Source organism: Stenotrophomonas sp. ATs4, assembly GCF_051861585.1.
Lineage (GTDB): Bacteria > Pseudomonadota > Gammaproteobacteria > Xanthomonadales > Xanthomonadaceae > Stenotrophomonas > Stenotrophomonas maltophilia_AS.
In genome coordinates this window covers 91,957-112,277 of sequence record NZ_JBLYPK010000003.1, presented here as the reverse complement: position 1 = coordinate 112,277, position 20,321 = coordinate 91,957, and the positions used below count along the sequence as shown (strand labels likewise).

The window sequence follows — 20,321 nt, the reverse complement described above, 5'->3', positions numbered from 1 at the left end:
CAGCAGTAGGCGCGTGCGGGACGTGCGGGACTCGGCCTACATGGGCGGGCGCGGGCGCGAATGGGCGTCATGCCGTCGCACGACGATGCGCCTCGCGTGCGTATATGGGTGGGCGCACATCCCGCACACGCCGCACACGACTTGTGCCACAGCCATTCAGCGGATATCGCATCCCGCACACGCCACCGCACAGCCCGCACATGCTCGCGCGCGCGCGTTTTTCCGCTTTAACGGTCTTCGAAGGAAATGGAGTAGGGGGTAGCAATGGCTGAAGATGACGTGACGATCACTGGCAAAGAGCTGGCCTCCCTGATCGGCTGCAAGCCGTCCTACGTGGTCGAGTTGAGGAAGAAGGGTAGGGTGGTGGTGGGTACTGGCGGAAAGGGATTCCTGAAGACCGCCTCTCTGGATCTCTACGCTCGTACCGCAGATCCGGTCTATGCCGGCGTAGCCCAGCGCCACGCCGATGAGCGTGGCGGCTCGCTGGTGGGCAGTGGGGAGGGTGCCAATGCTCTCGACCCCGACATCGATGACGATGAAGAGGACAGCGACGAGGACGATTCCAGGCCCTCACGGGCCGGCCGGCCGCAGACTCCGGATTCCGCGCGCAAAGCAAAGGCGCTGGCCGACAAGGCAGAGACCGACGCGCACATGGCGCACATTGCGCTGCAGAAGGAGCTGGGTTTGCTGCTCCCTCGCGCGGACGTAGAGGCCTTCCTTGCTGAGCACGCAACGACCTTCCGGGGGGCGATGGAGCGCTTGGCCGATACGCTGGCGCCGCAGCTGGCTGCAACGCTGGATGAGGCTGGGTGCCGGCGTCTGGTGTGGGATGAGGTGAGCCACGCACTGGAAGAACTGAGCCAGGGCTTCCGCACGTTGGCGGCAAAGGCAGCGGAGGCTGCGGAATGATGGAGGCACAGAGCTGTCTGGCGTCGGTGCTGGCGCGCTCGCTGCAGCCGCGGCGGCCCATGAGCGTGTCGCAGTGGTGCGATGAGCACATGCGCCTGTCCACCAAGAGCGGCAGCAAGCCCGGGCGCTGGGTGACGGACCGCAACCCGCCACTGCGTGAGCCGATGGACAACATGTCCGCGCGTAGCCCGGTGCATGACCAGGTCTGCATGTTCCCGATCCAGTTCGGCAAGAGCCAGCTGGCGACCAACGCCATGGCTTACTGGATGGACTATGCGCCTGGCCCGATGATGTACGCGCTGCCGGGCGAGGTATCCATGAACAAGTGGATCGCTCAGAAGCTCAACCCGATGATCGAGGTGTGCGCGGCGGTCAAGAAGGCGCTGACCAGCACCGCCAGCCGCGACAGCGCCAACCAGCGCACGTTCAAGGACTTCGCTGGTGGCCAGCTGTTCGTGGAGCATATGGGCAGCCCGCAGCGCCTGAAGTCCTCGACGGTGAAGTACCTGCAGGTGGATGAAATCGACGAAGCGCCGCAGCAGCTCTCCACCGGCGACGATCCGGTGAAAATGCTGGACGGCCGCACATCGTCCTTCCCGACCACCTACAAGCGGCAGTACATCAGCACGCCTGGCATCGCAGGACTCAGCCGGATTGCGAAGCTGTACGAAAAGAGCGATCAGCGCCGGTATCACGTGCCGTGCCCGCACTGCGGCTACTTCCAGGCGCTGCAGTGGAGCGGCCTGGTGTGGTCGCCCGACAAGAGCCACGCGTGGTATGCCTGCTGCGAATGTGGGGTCGCCATCGAGGAGCACTTCAAGACCGACATGATTGCGAATGGGCGCTGGGTGGCGGCCAACCCTGATTCGCCGATTCGCGGCTACACCATCAACTGCCTGTACTACCAGTTCGGCCTGGGGCCGCGCTGGTTGGACCTGGTAAAAGAGTGGCTGGAGGCGCAGGGTGATCCAGCTTCGCTCAAGACCTTCGTGAATGACCGCCTGGCCGAGACGTGGGAAGACCCCGCAATGCGGGCAGTCAAACACAACGTCATCAAGGATCGTGCCGAGCCCTATGCGCTTCGCTCGGCTCCGCAAGGTGTGCTGGCTATCACCGTAGGTGTGGATACGCAGGACAACCGTCTTGCTATTCACGTCGTCGGCTGGGGGCGGGGTATGACCGCCTGGACGCTGGACTATGTGGAACTGCAGGGCGATCCAGCCGAGGAAGCGGTGTGGGTAGCCCTGACCGATTTGCTCAACCGCGCAATCGAGCGCGAAGATGGCGCGCTGCTACGGCCGATGGCAGTGGCCATCGACGCTGGTGGCCACCGCACCGAGGCCGTAAAGAACTACGTCCGTCAGCGACGCATCACCCGACCAATGTGCATCTTTGGTGCTGTACCCAACAACGCTCCTGTGCTGTCCAAGGGCAAGCTGGCTGACGTCACCTGGAAGGGCAAGACTGACAAGCGCGGCATCACCATCAACCACGTGGGGACCGTTGCAGCCAAGCACTACCTCTACAGCCGTCTGTCGGCCGACGCCGAGCGCAAGCCCGAGAATCGCATGGTCCACCTCAGTGACCAGCTGCCCGAGGAGTTCTTCCCGGGCCTGGTGTCGGAGGTCTACAACCCAGTCAAGAATAGATTTGAGAAGAAGGTGACCCGAAACGAGCCGTTGGACACATGGGTGTATGCCTACGCGGCGACCCATCACCCAGAGGTCCGTATCAACCGCTTCACGCGTTCCGATTGGGACCTTCTGGAACAACGGCTGGCTGCGCCGCCAAGCGTGAGCGTTTCACGCGAAACGCCATCTGCTGCGTCGGAGGCCGACGCTCCCACTGATTCCCGTGAAACATCGAGTGTGCCTCGCCGGCAACGGCCTGCGCAGCCTCGCGGCATGGGGAGGCAGTGGTGAGCAGGAACACAGTCCGAAACAAGGTGCGAATCAGTGAGCTGACGGAGGAACTCGCGGTCGGCGCCGCGCTGCGCCTGCGATGCGACAGCGACGATATACGCAGCGTTGTGGAGGCCGTGGTGGCCTATCTTGTCGAGGAGTACCCAGCCCAGGATCTGTACATCCCCGCCAGCATGCAAAGCAGTGCCTACCCTGTGGATGAGATCCGGAAAGGAATGCAGGAACAGGAGTCAGTACGGTCGCTGTGTAGGAGGTTCAGGATCGACAGGCGGACGCTGTACCGCTTGCTTGATGAGCCTTGCGCCAATGAGTAGGGGGTGCGGGTGAGTTCCCCGAGACTCACCCGCACTTGATCAGGAAACTGGCATCCATGATCTCGCGGATGCCTCACTGATGAGCTGGACTAAAGACGATGTGCAGAGGCTGAAGGCCGCCATCGCCAGCGGCCAGTTGTCCGTTCGGCATGGTGATCGTCAGATCACGTATCAGTCCGTCGAAGCAATGTTGACCGCATTGGATCGTATGGAGGCTGAGGTTGCCGCCACGACGGCTGGACGACGGAAGTCGGCCACGCGCCGTTACCGCTTCACGACGCTGAGGGGCTTCTGACATGGCGGCCTCGCTGCTGGACAGGGTCATCGGCGCCATTTCTCCGCAGGCAGCCCTGAAGCGTCACCGCGCCAGGGCGACGCTGGAGGCGGTACGTGCCTACGAGGGCGCCTCGCGCACTGACGGTTGGCGTGTTCGTAGGGCGGGGGCCAGCGCGAACACCGATCACCTGGCGGACGCCCGCGAGCTGCGCAACCGCGCTCGGGCACTGGTGCAGAACGTTCCGTACTGCGCGCGGTCCCTCCAGGTGCTGGTCAGCGCAACGATCGGGACTGGCATTACTCCCAAGGCCGAAGGGCCGAACGCTCCTGCGCTGGACACCCTATGGGGCCGCTGGGCCGACGTGGCGGACGCGGATGGAAAGTCGGACATCTACGGCCTCATGGCTACTGCGTATCGCGCGATGGAGCAGGACGGTGAAAGCATGATTCGCCGCCGTACCAGGCGTCAGTCGGACGGTCTCGCGGTCCCGCTGCAGCTTCAGGTACTGGAGATCGACTGGCTGGACGGGAACAAGAACGGGTCTGCGTCGGGCGGTGGTCAGATCATCAACGGCATTGAGTACGACGCGATCGGTCGGATTCGCGGCTACTGGTTGTTCGGAGCGCATCCCGGTGAGGCTGTGCGCGGCTCTGTACGCCTGAGCAGTTCGTTGGTGCCGGCATCCGACATCATCCACCTCTACAACCCCGTCCGCCCCGGGCAGGGACGCGGCATTACGCGCTTCGCCCCGGTGATCGCACGAGTGCGCGACCTGATGCTGTACGAAGACGCCGAGCTGGCGCGGAAGAACCTGGAAGCGCGGCTTGGCGTTATCGTCAGTGGCGACATCGACTCGATGTCCAACGCGGACGATGACGGCCCTTCGCAGCTCGGCTCAGATCGCGACCAGGTCACCGACCTTGGGCCACTGCCCAGCGGTGGCGTCACCCACATCACTGGTGCCACCGCCTTCCAGACTGTCGAGCCAAAGCCGGCAGGGGGATACGTCGAATACTGCAAGTTTAACGCGCACATCATCACTGCTGGCATCGGTGTCCCCTACGAGTCGGCCACCGGTGATATGCGTGAGGTGAACTTTTCCAGTGCCCGCATCCGGCAGATGGAGTTCCGTCGTGATTGCGAGCAGATGCAGTGGCTGGTGCTCGTCCCGCAGATGTGTAAGCCGATCTGGCGCTGGTTTGACGAAGCAGCTGCGCTTGGCGGTGGGGTGCGTTCCACGGGAAGCACTGCCGACTGGAGCACGCCGCGCTGGGACTACGTCAACCCCAAGCAGGACATCGAATCGGAAATCGCAGCGATGGGTGCCGGTCTCAACTCACCCAGTGAAGCGCTGCGTCGGCGTGGCTACGACCCGGATGCGGTCTACGTCGAGATGGGCAAGGACTTCAAGCGGATGAAAGAGACCGGCGCCCTCGGTCTGATGACTTTCCTTCAATCCAGTGGCGCCCGGACCGGCCTGGTCGACGCCTCACCAACCAACGAGGAATGACCATGCCCCAGCCAATCCAGGCTCCGACGCAGGACGGTACGACACGCCTCATGCCCCCGCAGTTGCGTGAGGCCGAGCTGCAGCCGACCAGCTTCGATAGCGAGGCACGCACGATCGAACTCCAGTGGACCGCCGGTACCCGAGTGCGCCGCTACGACTGGTGGAACGACACGTACTACTGGGAAGAGCTGGTAGTTGATGAGGCTGCCTGCAACATGGAGCGTCTGTCGTCTGGCGCTGCACCGGTCCTGGACAGCCATAACACCTGGGGTATCGGCTCACAGATGGGAGTGGTTGATCGCGCCTGGCTCTCCAATGGCGAAGGCCACGCCCTTATCCGTCTCTCCGGTCGCGAGGAGCTGGCCGGCGTAATCGCCGATATCGGTGCCGGAATCATTCGCAATATCTCGGTTGGTTACACCGTGCAGCGCTATGAGATCGAGCGCGCCGTCAACCCCGGCGATTTGCCGATCTACCGCGCGGTGGAGTGGACGCCGAGCGAGATCAGCTTCGTCACTGTGCCGGCAGACCCGGCAGCAGGTACCCGCAGCAATCAACCCGCACAGGGGACCCCCTGTGTATTCACCCGTAGCGCATCGTCGCAGGAGCACACCATGCCTCAGCCCGCCGCCCGCGCCGCCGAATCGGCGGTCCAGCAGGAACCCATCAACAACACCCCGGCTCCGGCAGCGCCGGCCGCAGCTCAGGCTCCGGAAGGTGACACGCGCGCAGCCGACATCGTGGAGCTGGCAGCCCGCCACGGCCAGACCGAGCATGCAGCTGGCTGGATTCGCGCTGGTCACTCGGTCGACCACGTGCGTGGCCTGATCTTGACCACGCTGGAGCAGCGCGATGCCGCTGCTGGCGGCAACATCAACCGCATCAGCGTCACCGAGGACGAGCAGGATCTGCAGCGCTCCGCTGTGACGCATGCGCTGCTGCACCGAGCCCAGGTGATCGATCCCGCAACCAAGCGGATCTTCGCGCTCACCGGTGACAATCCAGTGCGCGGCCTGACCCTGATGGACCTGGCCCGTCGTAGCCTGGAGCGCTGCGGCGTACGCACCGATGGCATGGCGAAGCTGGAGCTGGTCGGCCGCGCGTTCACGCAGAGCGGCAGTGACTTCCCGGTGCTGCTCGAAAGCACGATGCACAAGGCGCTGCAGGCGGCCTACGCCGTTGCGCCGGACACCTGGTCCCGCTGGTGCGTCACCGGCACCGTCAGTGATTTCCGCGAGCATTCGCGCTACCGCGTGGGCAGCATTGGCAACCTGGACAAGCTGACCGAGGCTGGCGAGTTCAAGAACAAGAAGATCCCGGACGGCGAGAAGGCAACCATCACCGCTGGCACCAAGGGCAACACCATCAACCTGACGCGTCAGGCGATCATCAACGACGACCTGGGTGCGTTCCTCGGCTTGGCAACCGCCTTCGGTCGTGCCGCAAAGCGGACCATTGAGGCCGACGCGTATGCGTTCCTCGCCAGCAATCCGAAGCTGGATTCCAACAAGACGCTCTTCCACGCCGACCACGGCAACATCCTGGCGGCAGCAGTGCCGAGCGTCACCTCGGTCGACGCGATGCGCGTCCAGCTGGCCCAGCAGAAGGACGTCGGCGGGAACGATGTGCTGGATCTGTCGCCGGCACTCTGGCTCGGTCCGACCAAGTACGGCAGTGCCGCGCGTGTCACCAACAAGGCCGAGTACGACCCGGACGCTGAAGGAAAGCTGCAGCGCCCGAACGCGGTGCAGGGTCTCTTCCGCGACATCGTCGACACAGCGCGCATCAAGGACGACAAGTGGTACCTGTTCGCCGATCCGAACGACTGTCCGGCCATTGAGGTCGCATTCCTTGATGGGATCACCGAACCCTTCCTGGACTACGAGGAAGGCTTCACCGTCGACGGTGTGCGCTGGAAGGCCCGCCTCGATTTCGGCATTGCCGCCCTCGACTATCGCGGCGTGCAGCGCTGCGGCTGATCCCCAACTGGAGCACTGAGACATGGCACAGAACTTCGTATCCGATGGGGACGTGATCCCCTGGACCAACACCACCGAACAGCAGGTTGCATCGGGTCAGGCGGTTGTCGTCGGTCATCAGCTGGGGGTTGCCCTGGTCAACATCGCCGCCGGCGCGACGGGCAGCGTAGCCCTGGGCGGCGTGTTCACGCTGCCGAAGGTGCCTACGGCGGTCTTCGAGCAGGGTGAAAAGCTGGTGTGGAGCGCAAGCGCCAAGGCAGTCGACGGTAGTTCCGCGACCGCCGTGGCCGGCGACATCACCGGTGCGGCGTTTGCCTGGGCTGCCGGTTCCACCGGGCAGACGACCGCCGAAGTCCGTCTTTCGCCCGGCAACGCGACCAAGGCGTAATCGACAGGCCGGCACCGCTCACAGATGCCCGGGTGGCGTGAGCGGTGCCGGTTCTTCCACCGCGACATCGGGGAATCGCATGGGCACCACCAGCACGCCGCGCGGCGTACGCAACAACAATCCTGGCAACATCGACCGCACCAGCACGCCGTGGCAGGGTGAGGATCGCTCCGTCGCCGCTATCGCGCGCGAGCAGCGCTTCTGCGTGTTCCTGACACCGCAGGCCGGGTTCCGCGCTCTGGCGAAGACCCTGCTCACATACCAGCGCAAGCACGGCCTGCGCACGGTGAAGGAGATCATCGGGCGTTGGGCACCCCCGGTGGAGAACGATACTGGTGCATACGTCCGGCAGGTTGCCACTGCGGTGGGCGTTGCGCCTTCGGAAGTCATCCGCCTGGACAACGCGGTCACTCTGAGCCGTCTGGCTACCGCTATCGCCAAGCATGAAAACGGCGGAATGTACTGGCGCCCGGACGTGATCGACGCCGGTGTTGCAGAGGCGCTGCGCTGATGGTCGGCGGCGGCGTCACCGCTACGGCTCCCTGGTGGGCTGCAGGCAGCGTGGTAGCGCTGTGGCTGCTCCGCGAGACGTGGACGGCGTTCCTCTCTCGTAGGAAGGAGCGTACCGAGACCGACGCCAACGTGGATCTCATCAAGGGCCTGTCCGACCGTGTCTCCTTCCTCGATCAGAGGGTCACCGCCCAGGATGAGCGGCTGCAGGCTGAAATGCTGCTGCGGCTCAGAGCGCAGGAGGAGGCCAGCGCCCTGCGCACGCGTGTGCGCCAGCTCGAATCGACGCTGCGGGGCCTTGGTGCGGTTATCCCGCCCGAAGACCCGGTGGTGTCCCCATGATCCGCGCTCTGGTCGTCGCCATCCTCCTGCTGCTGGGCGTCATCGTCTGGCAGCGCGGCTCGGTATCCATCGCGCACCGTGCGGCCGACCAGGCCGAGTCCAGCCGTGACGCTATGGAAATCGAGCGTGATGCCGCTCGCGCTGAGGCCGATGCCGCAGCCGAAACCCTGAAGGCAGAGCGTGGCAGCGCCGCCGCCGCGAACAACCTGGCGTCCAAGTACGAAAAGGAAAAGAACGATGCACAGAAGGCATCTGATCGCCTCATCGCTGATCTTCGCGCTGGCAACCAGCGCCTGCACCAGCGTTGGCAAGCGTCCGTCGCCACCGCCGCGCTGTCCGCGGCCGCCGCTGCCGGCAGCCAGCCTGATGGTCGAGCCGACGACCGAATTGAAAGTGCGGGCCGAGCTATTGGCGCCGCCGCCCAGTGCGACGCCCAGGTGAGGGCACTGCAGGCTTACGCGATGCTGTGTTCGGGAGGTGCGCGGTGAGCGAGGTCGACTTCCTCCGCGATCTGGATGGCACCTTGCACGCCGCCTTTGCGCTGGCGGGCATGGCGTCGCAAGGTCGGTACACGGCCAAGGATGGTCCGATCACCGAAGGCGTGCGTGCCTATGTGGAGCGCGACGTTGAGACCATCGGTGAACTGCGCCAGTTCAGGTCAGGCCGTGTGGAGATCGCGTACCTGCGTTCGGACGTAGCGCCTGACCAGGGCGATCGCTTCGAATTGGTTTCGAGCGCGTTCGGTACTGAGGTCTTCGTCAACAGTAAGAAGATCAGTGATGACGGCTCACAGAGCCGCTGGCTGGTGACCCGTGGCTGACCTGGCAGAGCCGCTGTCGTGGCAGCTGGTGGAGTTCCTGGCTGCTCGCGTCCGCCTGATCTCGCGCAGCAGTGGCTTCCGCACCGACATCGGCGCCGGCGCCGTAATCATCGATGAAACCGAGATCAGCGAGGACAGCACCGAGCCAGCGACGATCATCTCTGTCCGCCAGCTTTCGCGCAGTGGTGGTGGTGTGGCCCAGTCCAGTTCCGACGCGGCCATCACCATCGAGTTCGAAGTTCCGCGTGGCAGCGATGAGGCGAATCCCAGGCTGCTCGTTCATCGTGCGCGCCACGACCTGATCCGCGCCCTGACGTTCAAAGAGAAGTCGCTGCCGCTGGGGGTGACCAGTTTCGAGCTGCTGGAAACCCAGCTGGCGACCCTGGAGGACGATGCCGGGCATACCGCCGTAGTCGCTCAGATCACCGCGCGGGCTGGTCTGACCGAGACCTTTGAGCCCGTGTCCAACCCGTAAAGGAACCAGAACCATGGCACAGCCCAAAGTCCGCAAATTCGCAGGTGACCTGCGCTTCTGGGAGCACGGCTCCGAGGGCGTTCGCGTCCCCGTCATCCCCGAGCCCGCCGACAAGTTCGGCAACCAGCCCCTGGAGCAGTCCTCGCTGACCTTCAGCTACGAAGCCGGCGATTCGGTGGAGATCAAGAGCAAGCGACGTGATGCTCGCTATCAGCAGATCATCCACAAGGACTCGAATCCGGGCGTCACCAACGTCTCGATTACCGCGCTGGAAGTGCCGCCGGCCTTCTTGGCTCGCATGCTGTATGGCACCCTGGTCAACACCACCGTGGCAGCCGGATCGGCAAACGCTGTGTCGGTCACTGTTGGCAGCGTGGATACCCCCGTCAAGCTGCCGCATAACTTCATCGAAGCAACTCCAGCCCCGGTGTTCAAGAAGGGCGAAGTGGACCTGGTGAAGGGCACCGACTATGACCTCGAGCCCCGCCATGGTTTGCTGATCCCCAAGAAGGGTGGCGCGCTGCAGGCCGGCGATGTTGTGGCTGCCGATTACAACTTCGATGCCTATCTGGAAACCGCGATCAGCGGCGGCACCACGCCGAGCAAGTCGTTCCAGGTCTTGGGCGATATGCAGGACCGAATCAGTGGCGACGAAGGCCTGCTGACGATCCCCAATGTCGACCTGACCGTCGATGGCGACGTTGACTGGTTCAGCGATGAGCCGATTCAGGTGACCTTGACTGGCCCGGTCATCTTCCAGGCCGGCGAAACCGATCTCTACACCTTCAAGATCGCCGCGCAGTCGGCGGCCTGAGCGTACCGGTGACTCCGGCTAGGGGAGGGCGCCTGGAAGGCGCCCTCCCGGTTTGAAACAGGAAGGGCACTGTGGCATCCAATCGCAACAACAACCTGCTCAAGTACTACGTCAGCGGTCGGCGGGCAAAAGGCTTCCATGGCCTGACCGACCTGGCCGGCGAGGTGCTGAATCGGTACGACCTGTCGGTGCAGCGGGCGTTCGTTGGTCTGCAGCGCCGGGCTGGGCCGGCTACTGCGCAGGAGGTCCGTGCCTCTTACAACATCCGCGCCTCTGCGCTGCGCGGGAAGTATCGCGTGGAAACGGGCGAGCGTGGCTACAGCACCGGCAAGCGTGGCAGGGACGACTTCCTTTCGATCTGGGCCAGCACGCGGCAGATCTCGCTGATCGAGTTCGGTGGTCGCTGGGCCGGTCGCAAATCCCGAGGTGCTACGGCGGGCATTGGCGTGGGCGAGTCGAAGACCTACGACGGCGCCTTCATTGCGACGATCAAGGGCCGCAGGGCCATCCGGGTGCGTAGCTGGGATCGGGCGCAGCAGAAGCGCCACGGCCGTGGTCCCGTTCGCATCCTCCGTGGGCCCAGCCCGTTCGAAATGCTGTCGGGTGCTGATGGCAACAGCCGTGCCCTGGAGGCACGTCGCCGGCTGATCGAACGGTTCCACACCACCTACCTGACTGAACTGCGCCGCCAGTGGCGCGTCAACGGAAGCTCCAATGGCTGATCGGCTGGAAGAAGCAATTCGGGTCGTCATCGAAACGCAGGGCCGCGAGGGCGTGGATGAACTGCGCGCGGCGTTTGGCGATCTGGGGGATGTCTCGGTCGAGACCGCTGGCAAGGCGACAAAGCTGCTCGACTCGCTCACTGGGCTGAACGAGGCGGCGGCGAAAGCGGATGCCTTCGACGGCATGTTGGCCGATCTCGCGGAGCTGGAAAAGCAGTTTGATGACAATCAGAAGGCCGCGCTGGCGCTCAGCCTCGGCATCGGGGAGATGGAGAAGCCCTCCCGCGAGGTACTGGCAGCCCAGCGCGATCTTCGTAAGGAAGGCGAGCGCCTGAAAAAGGCGCTCAACGAGCAATGGGACGCCGTAGGCAAAGCCGACGAGGAGCTTTCTTCGCTCGGCGTCAACACCGCGAACCTGGCCGATCACCAGCAGCGCCTGCGTATCGAGGCGACCCGCAGCGCGGCAGCGCTCACTGAGCAGGCCCGGGCCGCTGCGGCAGAGGCCGAGGCGGGGCGTCGGCGCAAGCAGCAGATCGAGGAGGGCGAGGCTGCCTTCCGCAAGCAGGCTACTACCAGCAAGGCGGCCGCGAAGTCGTTGGCTGAGTACAGGGAGCGCGCCGCTGATGCCGCCGCCAGCAGCGGCGACCTGGCAAACGCCACGGAGAGCACGGTTAGCTTGTTCGGCAAGCTCAAGGCGGTCGCCGCTGGTGCGATCGCGTTCGTCGGCCTGAACCGAGTGGTTGATGGCATCAAGGCCATCGTGAAGGAGGGCAGCGACGCTGAGCAGGAATTGGCTCAGCTGGAAGCAGCCTTGCACGCCACGGGGCGCACCAGTGAGTTCACCGCGCAGAGCCTGGCCGCCATGCGCCAGCAGTTGCAGAGTGGGCTGTTTGACGATGGGCAGATCAGCGCCGCCCAGGTGCGTCTGCTCTCCTATACCAACATCGTGGGCGAGCAGTTCCCGGCAGCGATGCAGATCACCATCGACCAGGCCCAGCGGCTGGGCATGTCGCTGGAGCAGTCTGCCGAGGTCGTAGGCAAGGCTCTGCAGACGCCGTCGAAGGCAATGGAGAGCCTGAGCAAGCAAGGCTTCACGCTGGATGACAGCCAGAAGTCGCTGATCAAGAGTCTGGAAGCGACCGGTCAGGTGGCTAAGGCTCAGGCGATCATTCTCGACCTGCTGGCCGAGTCGTATGGTGGCGCGGCTGCAGCGGCGAAGGTGGGCACCATCGCCGGCCTGTGGAAGGCGGCCACCGATCGCTACAAGGATTGGAAGCAGGAGGTCGCAGACCAGGGCGTGCTGACCTACTTCAAGGAACAGCTCAACAGCCTGCTGACGACCCTGGACCGACTGGCCGCCGATGGAAGCCTGTCGCGCTGGGCCAAACAGACCGCCCAAGCCATCATCACCATGGCAGAGGCGGTGAAGGGCACGACGCAGTGGGTTGTGGACCATGCTCGCGTGATCGGCCTGATGGCTGCTGCGTATGCGCAGTTCAAGATCGTGGGGGCCCTGCTCCAGCTGAACGCATGGCGCGCGGCGCTGATCGCAACCACGAACGCGCAGATTGCCAACAATGCAGCGGTCGCAAGCGGCAGCCGGGGAATCGGTCGGTTCGGTGCGTTACTGCGCGGTTTGCCGAAGGCAGTCCCCATTACTGTCGCCGTCCTGGGGCTCGAAGCGGCGATGGGCGGTCTGGATGTCCTCAAGACCGTTGCGCAGGACATTTGGAAGCAGCACGACCCGGCGCTGAAGCGTGCCGGTGAAGCGCAGCGCGCTTACATCAGCCAGGTCCGCGATTCGGCGCTGCAACTGCGTGAACAGGCAGTGTCCTTCGTCGCATACCGTGACGTGGTTATCAAGTCAGCCGAGGAAGTCGCCAAGCTGGGCGAGGCGGAGCGGCAGGCTTACGAGAAGCGCCTGTCCGGTCTGGAGGAGTACCTCACGGCGCAGGAAGGCTTCCTACTGATGCAGCAGAAGGCCGGCGTCGCGACGGCTGAGCAGATGCAGCAGCTGGGCCAGGTCACACAGAAGCTGCTGGAGGTGTCGACGGGCTTTGCGGCGCTCCGGGGTGGCGTCCAGACGGCTGCGGACGCGCTCACGAACGGAATCGGCCCGGCTGCCCAGCTTGTGGTGCAGCAATTGGCGGGGATCGATGGAAACGCGAAGCTCGCGAAGGAATCGATTGGCAAGGTGTTCGAAGGGCTCAACTTTGCAGACACGGCGAGCCTGGAGGCGGTCGGAGCGGCATTGGGCTACATCGCCTCCCAAGGCGCGGCCGCAGAGCGCAATGTGCGCGATGGGTTGCTGGAGACGCTGAAGAAGCTATCCGGGGAGGAGCTGCTCCGCTTCCAGGCTTCGGCCCAGTCGGCGTTTGAGGCTATGCCGCAAGGCGCCACCAATGCCGCCGCCGTGCTGCAGACGACGCTTGTTGCAGCAATGGAGCGGCTTGGTGTTTCCGCATCGCGCATGGGCGTCAGCTTCAGCGCTGGTGGTAAGGATGCGATCGCCGCTTTCGGTGCGGTGGCTGAAAGCGCGGTCGCGACCGGTGTCCAGATCGAGACGGCCTTCAAGGCAGCGCTTGGCAAGGTCGCGACGCTGGACGAAGCACGCACGCTGGGCGCGCTGCTGGAATCGGCAGGGCGGCAGGGCAAGGTCGGCTTCGATGCGGCCGCGCGGTCGGCTGCAGCGCTGAACGCTCGCATCCGCGAGATTCAGGTCGCCATTGACCCGCTGGCTGACGAGTTTGCCAGGCTTGGCATCCAGTCCCAGGCCTCGCTCAATGCGACGCGCGACGCTGCCAAAAGCGCCTTCGAAGCGATCCGTGACGGCGCGGCGCGCGGCAAGGCCTCTGTGGAAGACGTTCGTCGTGCCTTCCGGGCATATGCCGATGCAACCCGTGCTGCAGCCGCAGACAGTGACCAGTGGCGCCGGGACAACGTCGATAGCCAGCTCGCAGTACAGGAATCGATCTACGACACCGAGCGCAGCATGCAGCGGCTGGGCGACGTGAGCGACGTGGCAATGCGGCAGCTGCAAGACGGTGCCAGCCGCAGCCGCGAGCGGCTGGAGGAAGTGCGCGAGAGCGCGGGAGGTGCGGCGGACCAGGTTGACCGGGTAGGGAGTAGTTCCGAACGAATGGGCAAGCAGATGGGGCAGGCCGGGGCCGCTGCGCAAGGAATGGCGTTCAGCATTGGCGAGGTCTCCGATGCAGCGCTCAAGGCGATGCGCAACCTAAGTGGTCCGAATCCGCTTCAACAGTTCGCGAATGCCCTGAATAGGGTCACCGCCCAGCGCAAGCAGCTGGCGGAGTACAAGAAAGAGCTTCAGGGATTGGCGGAGACCGAGGACGAGTTTGCCTCCTCCGCCAAGAGCCGATTGGAGTATCAGTACGACTTCCTTGGCAAGCAGGAGGTTGCCGAGGTCGCGGCGCTGGAAGCCCAGGTGCAAAGAAAGCGCGCCGAGCAGGATCGTGCGGCCGCCGATGCGATGAAGGAGCGGCGCAGGGCCGCTCAGGCCGAGGCAGATGCTCAGGCGAAGCTCGATGCGGGGCGGATACAGGCAGGCGCCGACAAGGAACAAGTGCTGATCATCGACTGGAAAGTGCCCAGCAAAGAAGTGGTGGCCGGGGCGACCGCCCAAGAGCTCCAGCAGGCCCAGAGAATCGCGAACCTGGTGACGCCGATGGTGCTGACTGCTGTCCAGAAAAGCCGCTCGGTTTCGGTCAGGGGGCGTCGCTGATGACCCGCATTCTGCTCGCCGGGATTGAGCTGCCGGCCGATCTCCAGTGGACCGATGAGTTCACAGCATGGAGGGTGGGGCAGCAGGTTCGAAACAGCCTCAATGGGGCAATGATCGTGCAGGAGTCCGCGCGTCAGGCCGGTCGCCCCATCACGCTGCAGACAACCCGCGACGGCACTGCGTACGTTGGTGTGGTTGCCTTGCCCATCGTCCGCGCACTTCAGGCCAGTGAGAGCGAGGCGCGCCTGTCGCCTCTGGAGTTGGTCATGCCTGCCCATAACGGCGGCGATCGCACGTTCCAGGTTCGGTGGCGTCGTGTCGATGCGCCAGCTATCGAGGTCGAGCCCACTCGATTCGCTGTTCCCGCGCTGGATTCGGATCTTTTCTCAATCACTCTTCGCCTCATGACGGTGTAACTAATGCCCATTTCCGCAACCGACATCAAGCTCCGCCAGTCGCAGCGCCTCACAGACAATCCGGATGGTGGTGGCCGGATGATCCAGGCTGAAGTTCAGGACGGCGCCATGAACAATCTTTTCCCTGACATCGGCGATGAGGAGCGGACGACCGGTCGTGCCACGCTGCGCAAGATGTTCGTGCACGTGGACACTTCGAACGTTGATGTGCTGAAGGATGCTATCGGCGTCCTCATTGAGCCGCCCTCTGACCCGAAGGTGACCGTGAGCATGTTCGCAACGGGGTCCTACAGTGATGTGCGCCTGGACGCTAAGAACAGGGTCGAGAGCTACATCACCCGTGGAACCGAGTCTCGATTCATTCTGATGGGGAACCACTTCATTGGCCAGATGACGCTGCTGGTGTACACGACCGCAGATGCGCCGAGCCCTGACATCAATGACAACCTGTCGCTGTTGACGCCCGCCAGCTCGGGGCACGATGAGGGAGAGCAGTACGTGCGGGTGAAGTCGGTGCTTTCGCGCACGACCCGAACCTTCACGGACGATCAGGGTGCTTTCGAGCGGGATGTTCTTGTCATTGAGCTGGTCAATGCCCTGCTGCGGAATTTCTACGGTCAGGAAGTCGTCCGCTACACCGCGAGCAAGCCGGCCACCCGTGTCTACGACACGAACGTGGTGGATGCCAACAGCTATCACAGCGTGAAGCGCCTTACAGCTGCCGGCAAGCCTGGCGATCTCTCCGTGCTGGTGGATACGCCGTACGTTCCAATCGTACCCACTTCTACCGCTGAAACCCCAGTGAGCGACGTGCTTGCCGGTCTGGGCATGATGAGTTTCGTACCTTCCGGCGCGGCGGGAAGCCTGGCGCTCAACTTCGCGTCCAGCTTCCAGGCAGGCGTACCGGTCACCCGCTACCTCGGCACAGGAATGGCCGTCGGCAGCGTGAAGGTGGTCGCCGGGAGCGTGGAGCTGGCCGACGATGGTTCCGGATCGTTGACCTCGGTGGCGGTCACGCCTTGGGGTGGAACGGTCGACTATCAGGCGGGCGTGATCTCCGTCACCCATGCTTCTGGTGCGAGCGCCACCTCTATCAGTGTCACGGCAACCCCGGCCGGCGCGATCCCCATGCAGGGCTTTACCGATGAGATCGCGGTGACGCAGAACAACCAGGGCATGGTGTGGTTGATCCAAGCGACGCCCTTGCCTGCACCTGGAACGGTGATCGTCGACTACCGGGCCCTCGGTCGCTGGATTCGGTTGACCGATAACGGTCGGGGGCAACTTGTTGGGAAGCCGGGGCAGGGCAGTGGCACGGTCAACTATTCGACTGGCTCCATCGTGCTCACTGCAGGTGCGTTGCCCGACCTGAAAAGCAGCATCATTGCCGCGTGGGGGACGCCTGTGATCGCTGAATCCCGTGTAGGGGATGCGGCCATCCAGCCGCCGTCATTGCACTTCGTTCTCGGCGAGGGCTCGGCTGTTCCGGGCACGGTCAGCATGACCCTGCGGATCGGCGGTGCGGACGTTGCTATCACCGACAATGGATCGGGCGGCATGTTGATTGGTGGTCAGGTGCGCGGCTCGATTGCTTACTCGACGGGCGAGGTATCGCTCCGGCCTGGAACACTGCCGGATGCCGACAGCCTCCTCGCAATCACCTACGACTGGGGGCAGCCACTGCATGCTGCGCCCCAACCGGTCCCGGACGCGTCTGGCGTCGTCTCCTTCACCCTGCCGCAGGGCCCTGTGCGCGCCGGCTCCGTTCTGCTCGATTGGTTGGTCAGCGTTAGCCGTGACCGGGATGACCTGACCTCTGCACCTCAGCCGATGCGCGTTATCGCCAAGGACGATGGGAACGGCAACATCGTGGCCGTATCGGTAGGCGACACTGCGTCCACGACGGTACTCGGTTCCGTGAACTACAGCACCGGGGCGGTGTCCGTTCAGGCGGGAAAGTTCATGGTGCGCCAGGTTTCCTACCCACAATACGAGAACAGGTCCGGGCGGCTCAGGGTTGTAGGGTACGGCCGACTGGACGTGCTTTCACAGTTCTCGGCAGGCACGATCATGTCTGCGGCGTGGCTGCTTGCAGGGGACAGTTCGCAGCAGGCGCAGGAATCATTGCCGCTGCCAGCCATGCAGCTGCAGCTGACACCGACCATCAGTGATAGCGTTGTGCCCGGCAGCGTTCGCTTTGGCTTCCGTGGTAGGACCTACATCGACCGGAGCGGTGGGCTGTACCACAGCGTCGACCCGCAGACTGGCGCCGGTGTGTACGCCGGCACGGTGGATTACACATCGGGCATCGTCAACCTGGCCCAGTGGCAACCAGGTGGCGGCAACACCGTACAGGTGCTTTCGCTGCTGACCCGGATCGCTGACCCGGGCGTGGCCTTCTCGTTCTTCCGCGCGCCAGGCTCACCGCTTCGGCCGGGAATGTTCACGCTACGGGCCAACCGCCTGGACGGCGAGCTGCTGACGGCGACAGCCGATATCAACGGTGATATCGCCAGCGCCGAGATCCGCGGCCACGTGGATTGGGAAAGCGGTGTGGCGAAGGTGAAGTTCGGTCAGTTGGTACCGGTCGCTGGTAATGAAGGCCAACCGTGGTTTGATCCCGGTCAAGTGGAAGGCGACCAGGTCTGGCGCCCGGCGCTCGTGCTTGCCGGCTCTATCTACATGGGGGCGGTGGTCTACAGGTCCATTCCGCTCTCCGAAGTGGTTATCGGCTTGTCATCGGTCCGCCTGCCGAGCGACGGACGTGTGCCGGCATTCAAGCCGGGTCAAACGGTGTTGATCCATCACACGGCCAAGCACAGCATCACATCGCCGCAGGCGGGTCAGGTTGTGGCCTTCGGCCGCACGCGAATCGCCGGTGTGGAGGTTAGGGATTCCAAAGGGGCTCCCGTCGACAGCGCCTGGTATGTCGTGGACCTCGCCTTGGGGCGGCTGACCTTCAGCGACCCTCTAAATTTGTCCGCGTATACCCTGCCCATCGTGATCAATGAGCGTGTCGAGGATCGCCGGCTGGTAGTCCAGCCTCAGATCACGGGGGAGATCGAGATCAACAGTGGGCTTACTCATGATTTCCCCGCTGGGGAGGCCATGATCAGCGCGGCCCTGCGCCTTGGTGAGGCCAACGGGTCGCTCGACCTGCAGGCACGCACAGTGAACCTGTTCGACCAGGCAGCCTGGACTGGCGTGTGGAGCGACCTGCTGATCGGCAGCGCCGCACCTGGCACGTTCAACGACACCGACTATCCGCTGGTGGTAGCCAATGCGGATGCGATTACCGAGCGATGGGCGATTCGCTTCAACAGCTCCACGACGTTCGAGGTGATGGGCGAGACGGTCGGCACCATCACGGCAGGGTCGGTCACCGCCGATTGCGCACCTACCAATCCGCGCACGGGGCGTCCCTACTTCACGATCCCGCGAGCAGGCTGGGGCTCCGGGTGGTCTACCAACAATGTGGTTCGCTTCAACACAGTCGGAGGCTTGGCGCCGATCTGGTTGGTACGGACCACGCTCCCAGGTACGCCTGAAAGCGTCGTGGATTCGACTCGCTTCCAGGTCATTGGCAACGTCGCAGGAGTTCAAGCATGAGTCTCGTTCCAACTATTTATCGAAGCACCGATTCAGGTGCGCCGCTGCTTTCGGGTGTGCCGGGCGCACTGATCGCGCTCCTCGATGCCGTCTTGGTCGATGGCTATGGCGTCGGCGCGGGAAGAAAGGATGGTCTGGGGTGGACGAAGGGGTTCGGCGGCGTGAACATTCGTGCCTACCAGAACTCGCAAGTGTCCGGCACCGGTTACTTTCTGAGGGTCGATGACACAGCTGCAAGATCGGCGTTGCTGCGTGGCTACTCGTCCATGAGCGACTTGAACACGGGGGAAGACGCGACACCCTCGCCATCGCTCAAAGCGATTGGATCAATGTGGGAGAAGTCCAACGTAGCGAGCGGCGCATTGCGTCATTGGATAGCTATCGGTACGGAGCGGTTCTTCTACCTATTCGTTGACACAGGCGGAAACTACGGAACCCAAGGGTACGCAGGAACGCATGGTCACTACGCTGGTGACATCACATCGATGAAGCCCGGTGATCGACATCATTTTGTTGTTTCCTACAAGGGCGGCGACAGCGAGGGAAGCAGTAACGTCGGGTATGGATTTAAGGCTCGGCCGTGGTCTGATTTCGGAAATGCGGATTCTCATACGGCGGCCTTTATTGGACGCTCAATGTCTGGGATTCCAGGTTCGATGCGATCCTTTGTCTCTGCTGCAGCCGCTACTGTAAACACCACGTTGGGGAACCAGTCCAACTACCCAACCTATCCGTACATTGGAAACGGCGGCCTGCTCTATTCGACCGTTGATGTCTTGGAATCAGTAATGCAGCCGCGTGGCTTCTTGCCTGGCATCTACGCACCTATCCACCGACGGCCTTTCCCAGAGCTGACCCTTGTATCCGACGTGGATGGGCTGCCTGTCGGTACTCAGCTGCTGGCGAAGTGCGTCACCGCTGACAGTTTCACGCCCGGCTTCAATGAAACTTACACGGGCCAGATTCTCATCGACATCACGAACGCGTGGGGATGACCGTGGGAATCCCGTCAACCCGATACGGTGCAAATTACGCTAGGGTCACCTGGAACGTTCCGCGTGCGGCAGTGCGGATCGGTGTTCGCAGCTCGTCCGGCCAAGCGTGGGCGGGGCCCGGCTATCTCGCCGGTGAGGCGCCGAAGACGAACGATCCCGCTGAGCCAGACGGTAGGCTTCGCATTCTGAATGAGCCCGCCCAGGGCCGCATCCTGGTCTTTGAGCGTGGTAGCGGTCTCTGCGTGGCGTCCACGATGAGCCGGGCCGACGGCACGTGGAGAGTCGATCGTCTCCACCCGGCATTCCGTTTCACGGTCGTCGGCTTCGATGACCTGGGTCGGCAGAATGCCGCGATCCAGGACTGGATTGCGCCGGCGGCGCGTGAGTAGCGAATGGACAAGCTCGGCAACAGGGTAGTGCTGAACCTGGGCCCGCCTGCTACGGCTGGCGGTGCGTTGGTCGGCCTAAATCTTGGCGTCGATTGGTGGTCGGAGGAGCCGCCGGAACCCGAGCGCGCCTACCTTCATACCAGTGCGTCGCTCTCATGGTCGGTGGCTCGCCCGCGCACAGCCATGAT

At 63.7% G+C, this 20,321-nt stretch carries 18 protein-coding genes; all 18 read left to right on the top strand.

What is annotated here, in order from left to right; genetic code table 11:
• Positions 1 to 264 precede the first annotated feature (264 nt).
• The 18 genes from ABR323_RS06520 to ABR323_RS06435 all read left to right on the top strand — a co-directional run bounded on the left by ABR323_RS06520 (position 265) and on the right by ABR323_RS06435 (position 19,744).
• Positions 265 to 909: a hypothetical protein gene (locus tag ABR323_RS06520; RefSeq protein ID WP_439448707.1), complete on the top strand. Its 645-nt coding sequence runs from the start codon at positions 265 to 267 to the stop codon at positions 907 to 909.
• Complete coding sequence (locus ABR323_RS06515) at positions 906 to 2,831, top strand: phage terminase large subunit family protein (RefSeq protein WP_439448706.1); 1,926 nt, start codon at positions 906 to 908, stop codon at positions 2,829 to 2,831. The genes ABR323_RS06520 and ABR323_RS06515 overlap by 4 nt, the downstream gene beginning before the upstream one ends.
• Positions 2,828 to 3,145, top strand: coding sequence for a hypothetical protein (locus tag ABR323_RS06510; RefSeq protein WP_197578046.1), 318 nt, complete (start codon positions 2,828 to 2,830; stop codon positions 3,143 to 3,145). Before ABR323_RS06515 ends, ABR323_RS06510 begins: the two co-directional genes overlap by 4 nt.
• 79 nt (positions 3,146 to 3,224) lie before the next feature.
• Entirely contained in the window at positions 3,225 to 3,440 is a 216-nt protein-coding gene (locus ABR323_RS06505; RefSeq protein WP_015994693.1) for a phage head-tail joining protein, read from the top strand.
• 1 nt (position 3,441) lies between these two features.
• Positions 3,442 to 4,932, top strand: coding sequence for a phage portal protein (locus ABR323_RS06500; RefSeq protein WP_004152728.1), 1,491 nt, complete (start codon positions 3,442 to 3,444; stop codon positions 4,930 to 4,932).
• Positions 4,933 to 4,982: 50 nt separating this feature from the next.
• The gene (locus ABR323_RS06495) at positions 4,983 to 6,911 is read left to right on the top strand and encodes a prohead protease/major capsid protein fusion protein (protein ID WP_197578045.1); all 1,929 of its coding nucleotides are present in this window, start codon (positions 4,983 to 4,985) and stop codon (positions 6,909 to 6,911) included.
• A 22-nt stretch (positions 6,912 to 6,933) separates the two neighbouring features.
• On the top strand, positions 6,934 to 7,299 hold the full coding sequence (locus ABR323_RS06490; RefSeq protein WP_049442274.1) for a DUF2190 family protein: 366 nt from the start codon (positions 6,934 to 6,936) through the stop codon (positions 7,297 to 7,299).
• A gap of 79 nt (positions 7,300 to 7,378) precedes the next feature.
• A complete protein-coding gene (locus ABR323_RS06485; RefSeq protein WP_125894700.1) occupies positions 7,379 to 7,810 on the top strand; it encodes a structural protein P5 in 432 nt (143 codons plus the stop codon).
• Positions 7,810 to 8,151, top strand: a complete 342-nt coding sequence (locus ABR323_RS06480) for a hypothetical protein (RefSeq protein ID WP_125894702.1) — start codon at positions 7,810 to 7,812, stop codon at positions 8,149 to 8,151. The genes ABR323_RS06485 and ABR323_RS06480 overlap by 1 nt, the downstream gene beginning before the upstream one ends.
• Positions 8,148 to 8,639, top strand: coding sequence for an endopeptidase (locus tag ABR323_RS06475; RefSeq protein WP_197574845.1), 492 nt, complete (start codon positions 8,148 to 8,150; stop codon positions 8,637 to 8,639). Before ABR323_RS06480 ends, ABR323_RS06475 begins: the two co-directional genes overlap by 4 nt.
• Complete coding sequence (locus ABR323_RS06470; RefSeq protein ID WP_125894706.1) at positions 8,636 to 8,971, top strand: hypothetical protein; 336 nt, start codon at positions 8,636 to 8,638, stop codon at positions 8,969 to 8,971. Before ABR323_RS06475 ends, ABR323_RS06470 begins: the two co-directional genes overlap by 4 nt.
• A complete protein-coding gene (locus ABR323_RS06465) occupies positions 8,964 to 9,446 on the top strand; it encodes a hypothetical protein (RefSeq protein WP_049423654.1) in 483 nt (160 codons plus the stop codon). Before ABR323_RS06470 ends, ABR323_RS06465 begins: the two co-directional genes overlap by 8 nt.
• A 13-nt stretch (positions 9,447 to 9,459) precedes the next feature.
• Positions 9,460 to 10,260 carry a hypothetical protein gene (locus tag ABR323_RS06460; RefSeq protein ID WP_125894708.1) on the top strand — a complete coding sequence of 267 codons (801 nt, stop codon included), beginning with the start codon at positions 9,460 to 9,462 and terminating at the stop codon, positions 10,258 to 10,260.
• Positions 10,261 to 10,331: 71 nt separating this feature from the next.
• On the top strand, positions 10,332 to 10,982 hold the full coding sequence (locus ABR323_RS06455; RefSeq protein ID WP_107380163.1) for a hypothetical protein: 651 nt from the start codon (positions 10,332 to 10,334) through the stop codon (positions 10,980 to 10,982).
• Positions 10,975 to 14,724: a Laminin subunit alpha-2 gene (locus ABR323_RS06450; protein WP_439448705.1), complete on the top strand. Its 3,750-nt coding sequence runs from the start codon at positions 10,975 to 10,977 to the stop codon at positions 14,722 to 14,724. The genes ABR323_RS06455 and ABR323_RS06450 overlap by 8 nt, the downstream gene beginning before the upstream one ends.
• A complete protein-coding gene (locus ABR323_RS06445) occupies positions 14,724 to 15,140 on the top strand; it encodes a hypothetical protein (protein ID WP_439448704.1) in 417 nt (138 codons plus the stop codon). Before ABR323_RS06450 ends, ABR323_RS06445 begins: the two co-directional genes overlap by 1 nt.
• Before the next feature lie 3 nt (positions 15,141 to 15,143).
• Positions 15,144 to 18,749, top strand: coding sequence for a hypothetical protein (locus tag ABR323_RS06440; RefSeq protein WP_439448703.1), 3,606 nt, complete (start codon positions 15,144 to 15,146; stop codon positions 18,747 to 18,749).
• Entirely contained in the window at positions 18,746 to 19,744 is a 999-nt protein-coding gene (locus tag ABR323_RS06435; protein WP_439448702.1) for a hypothetical protein, read from the top strand. The genes ABR323_RS06440 and ABR323_RS06435 overlap by 4 nt, the downstream gene beginning before the upstream one ends.
• Positions 19,745 to 20,321: the final 577 nt, after the last annotated feature.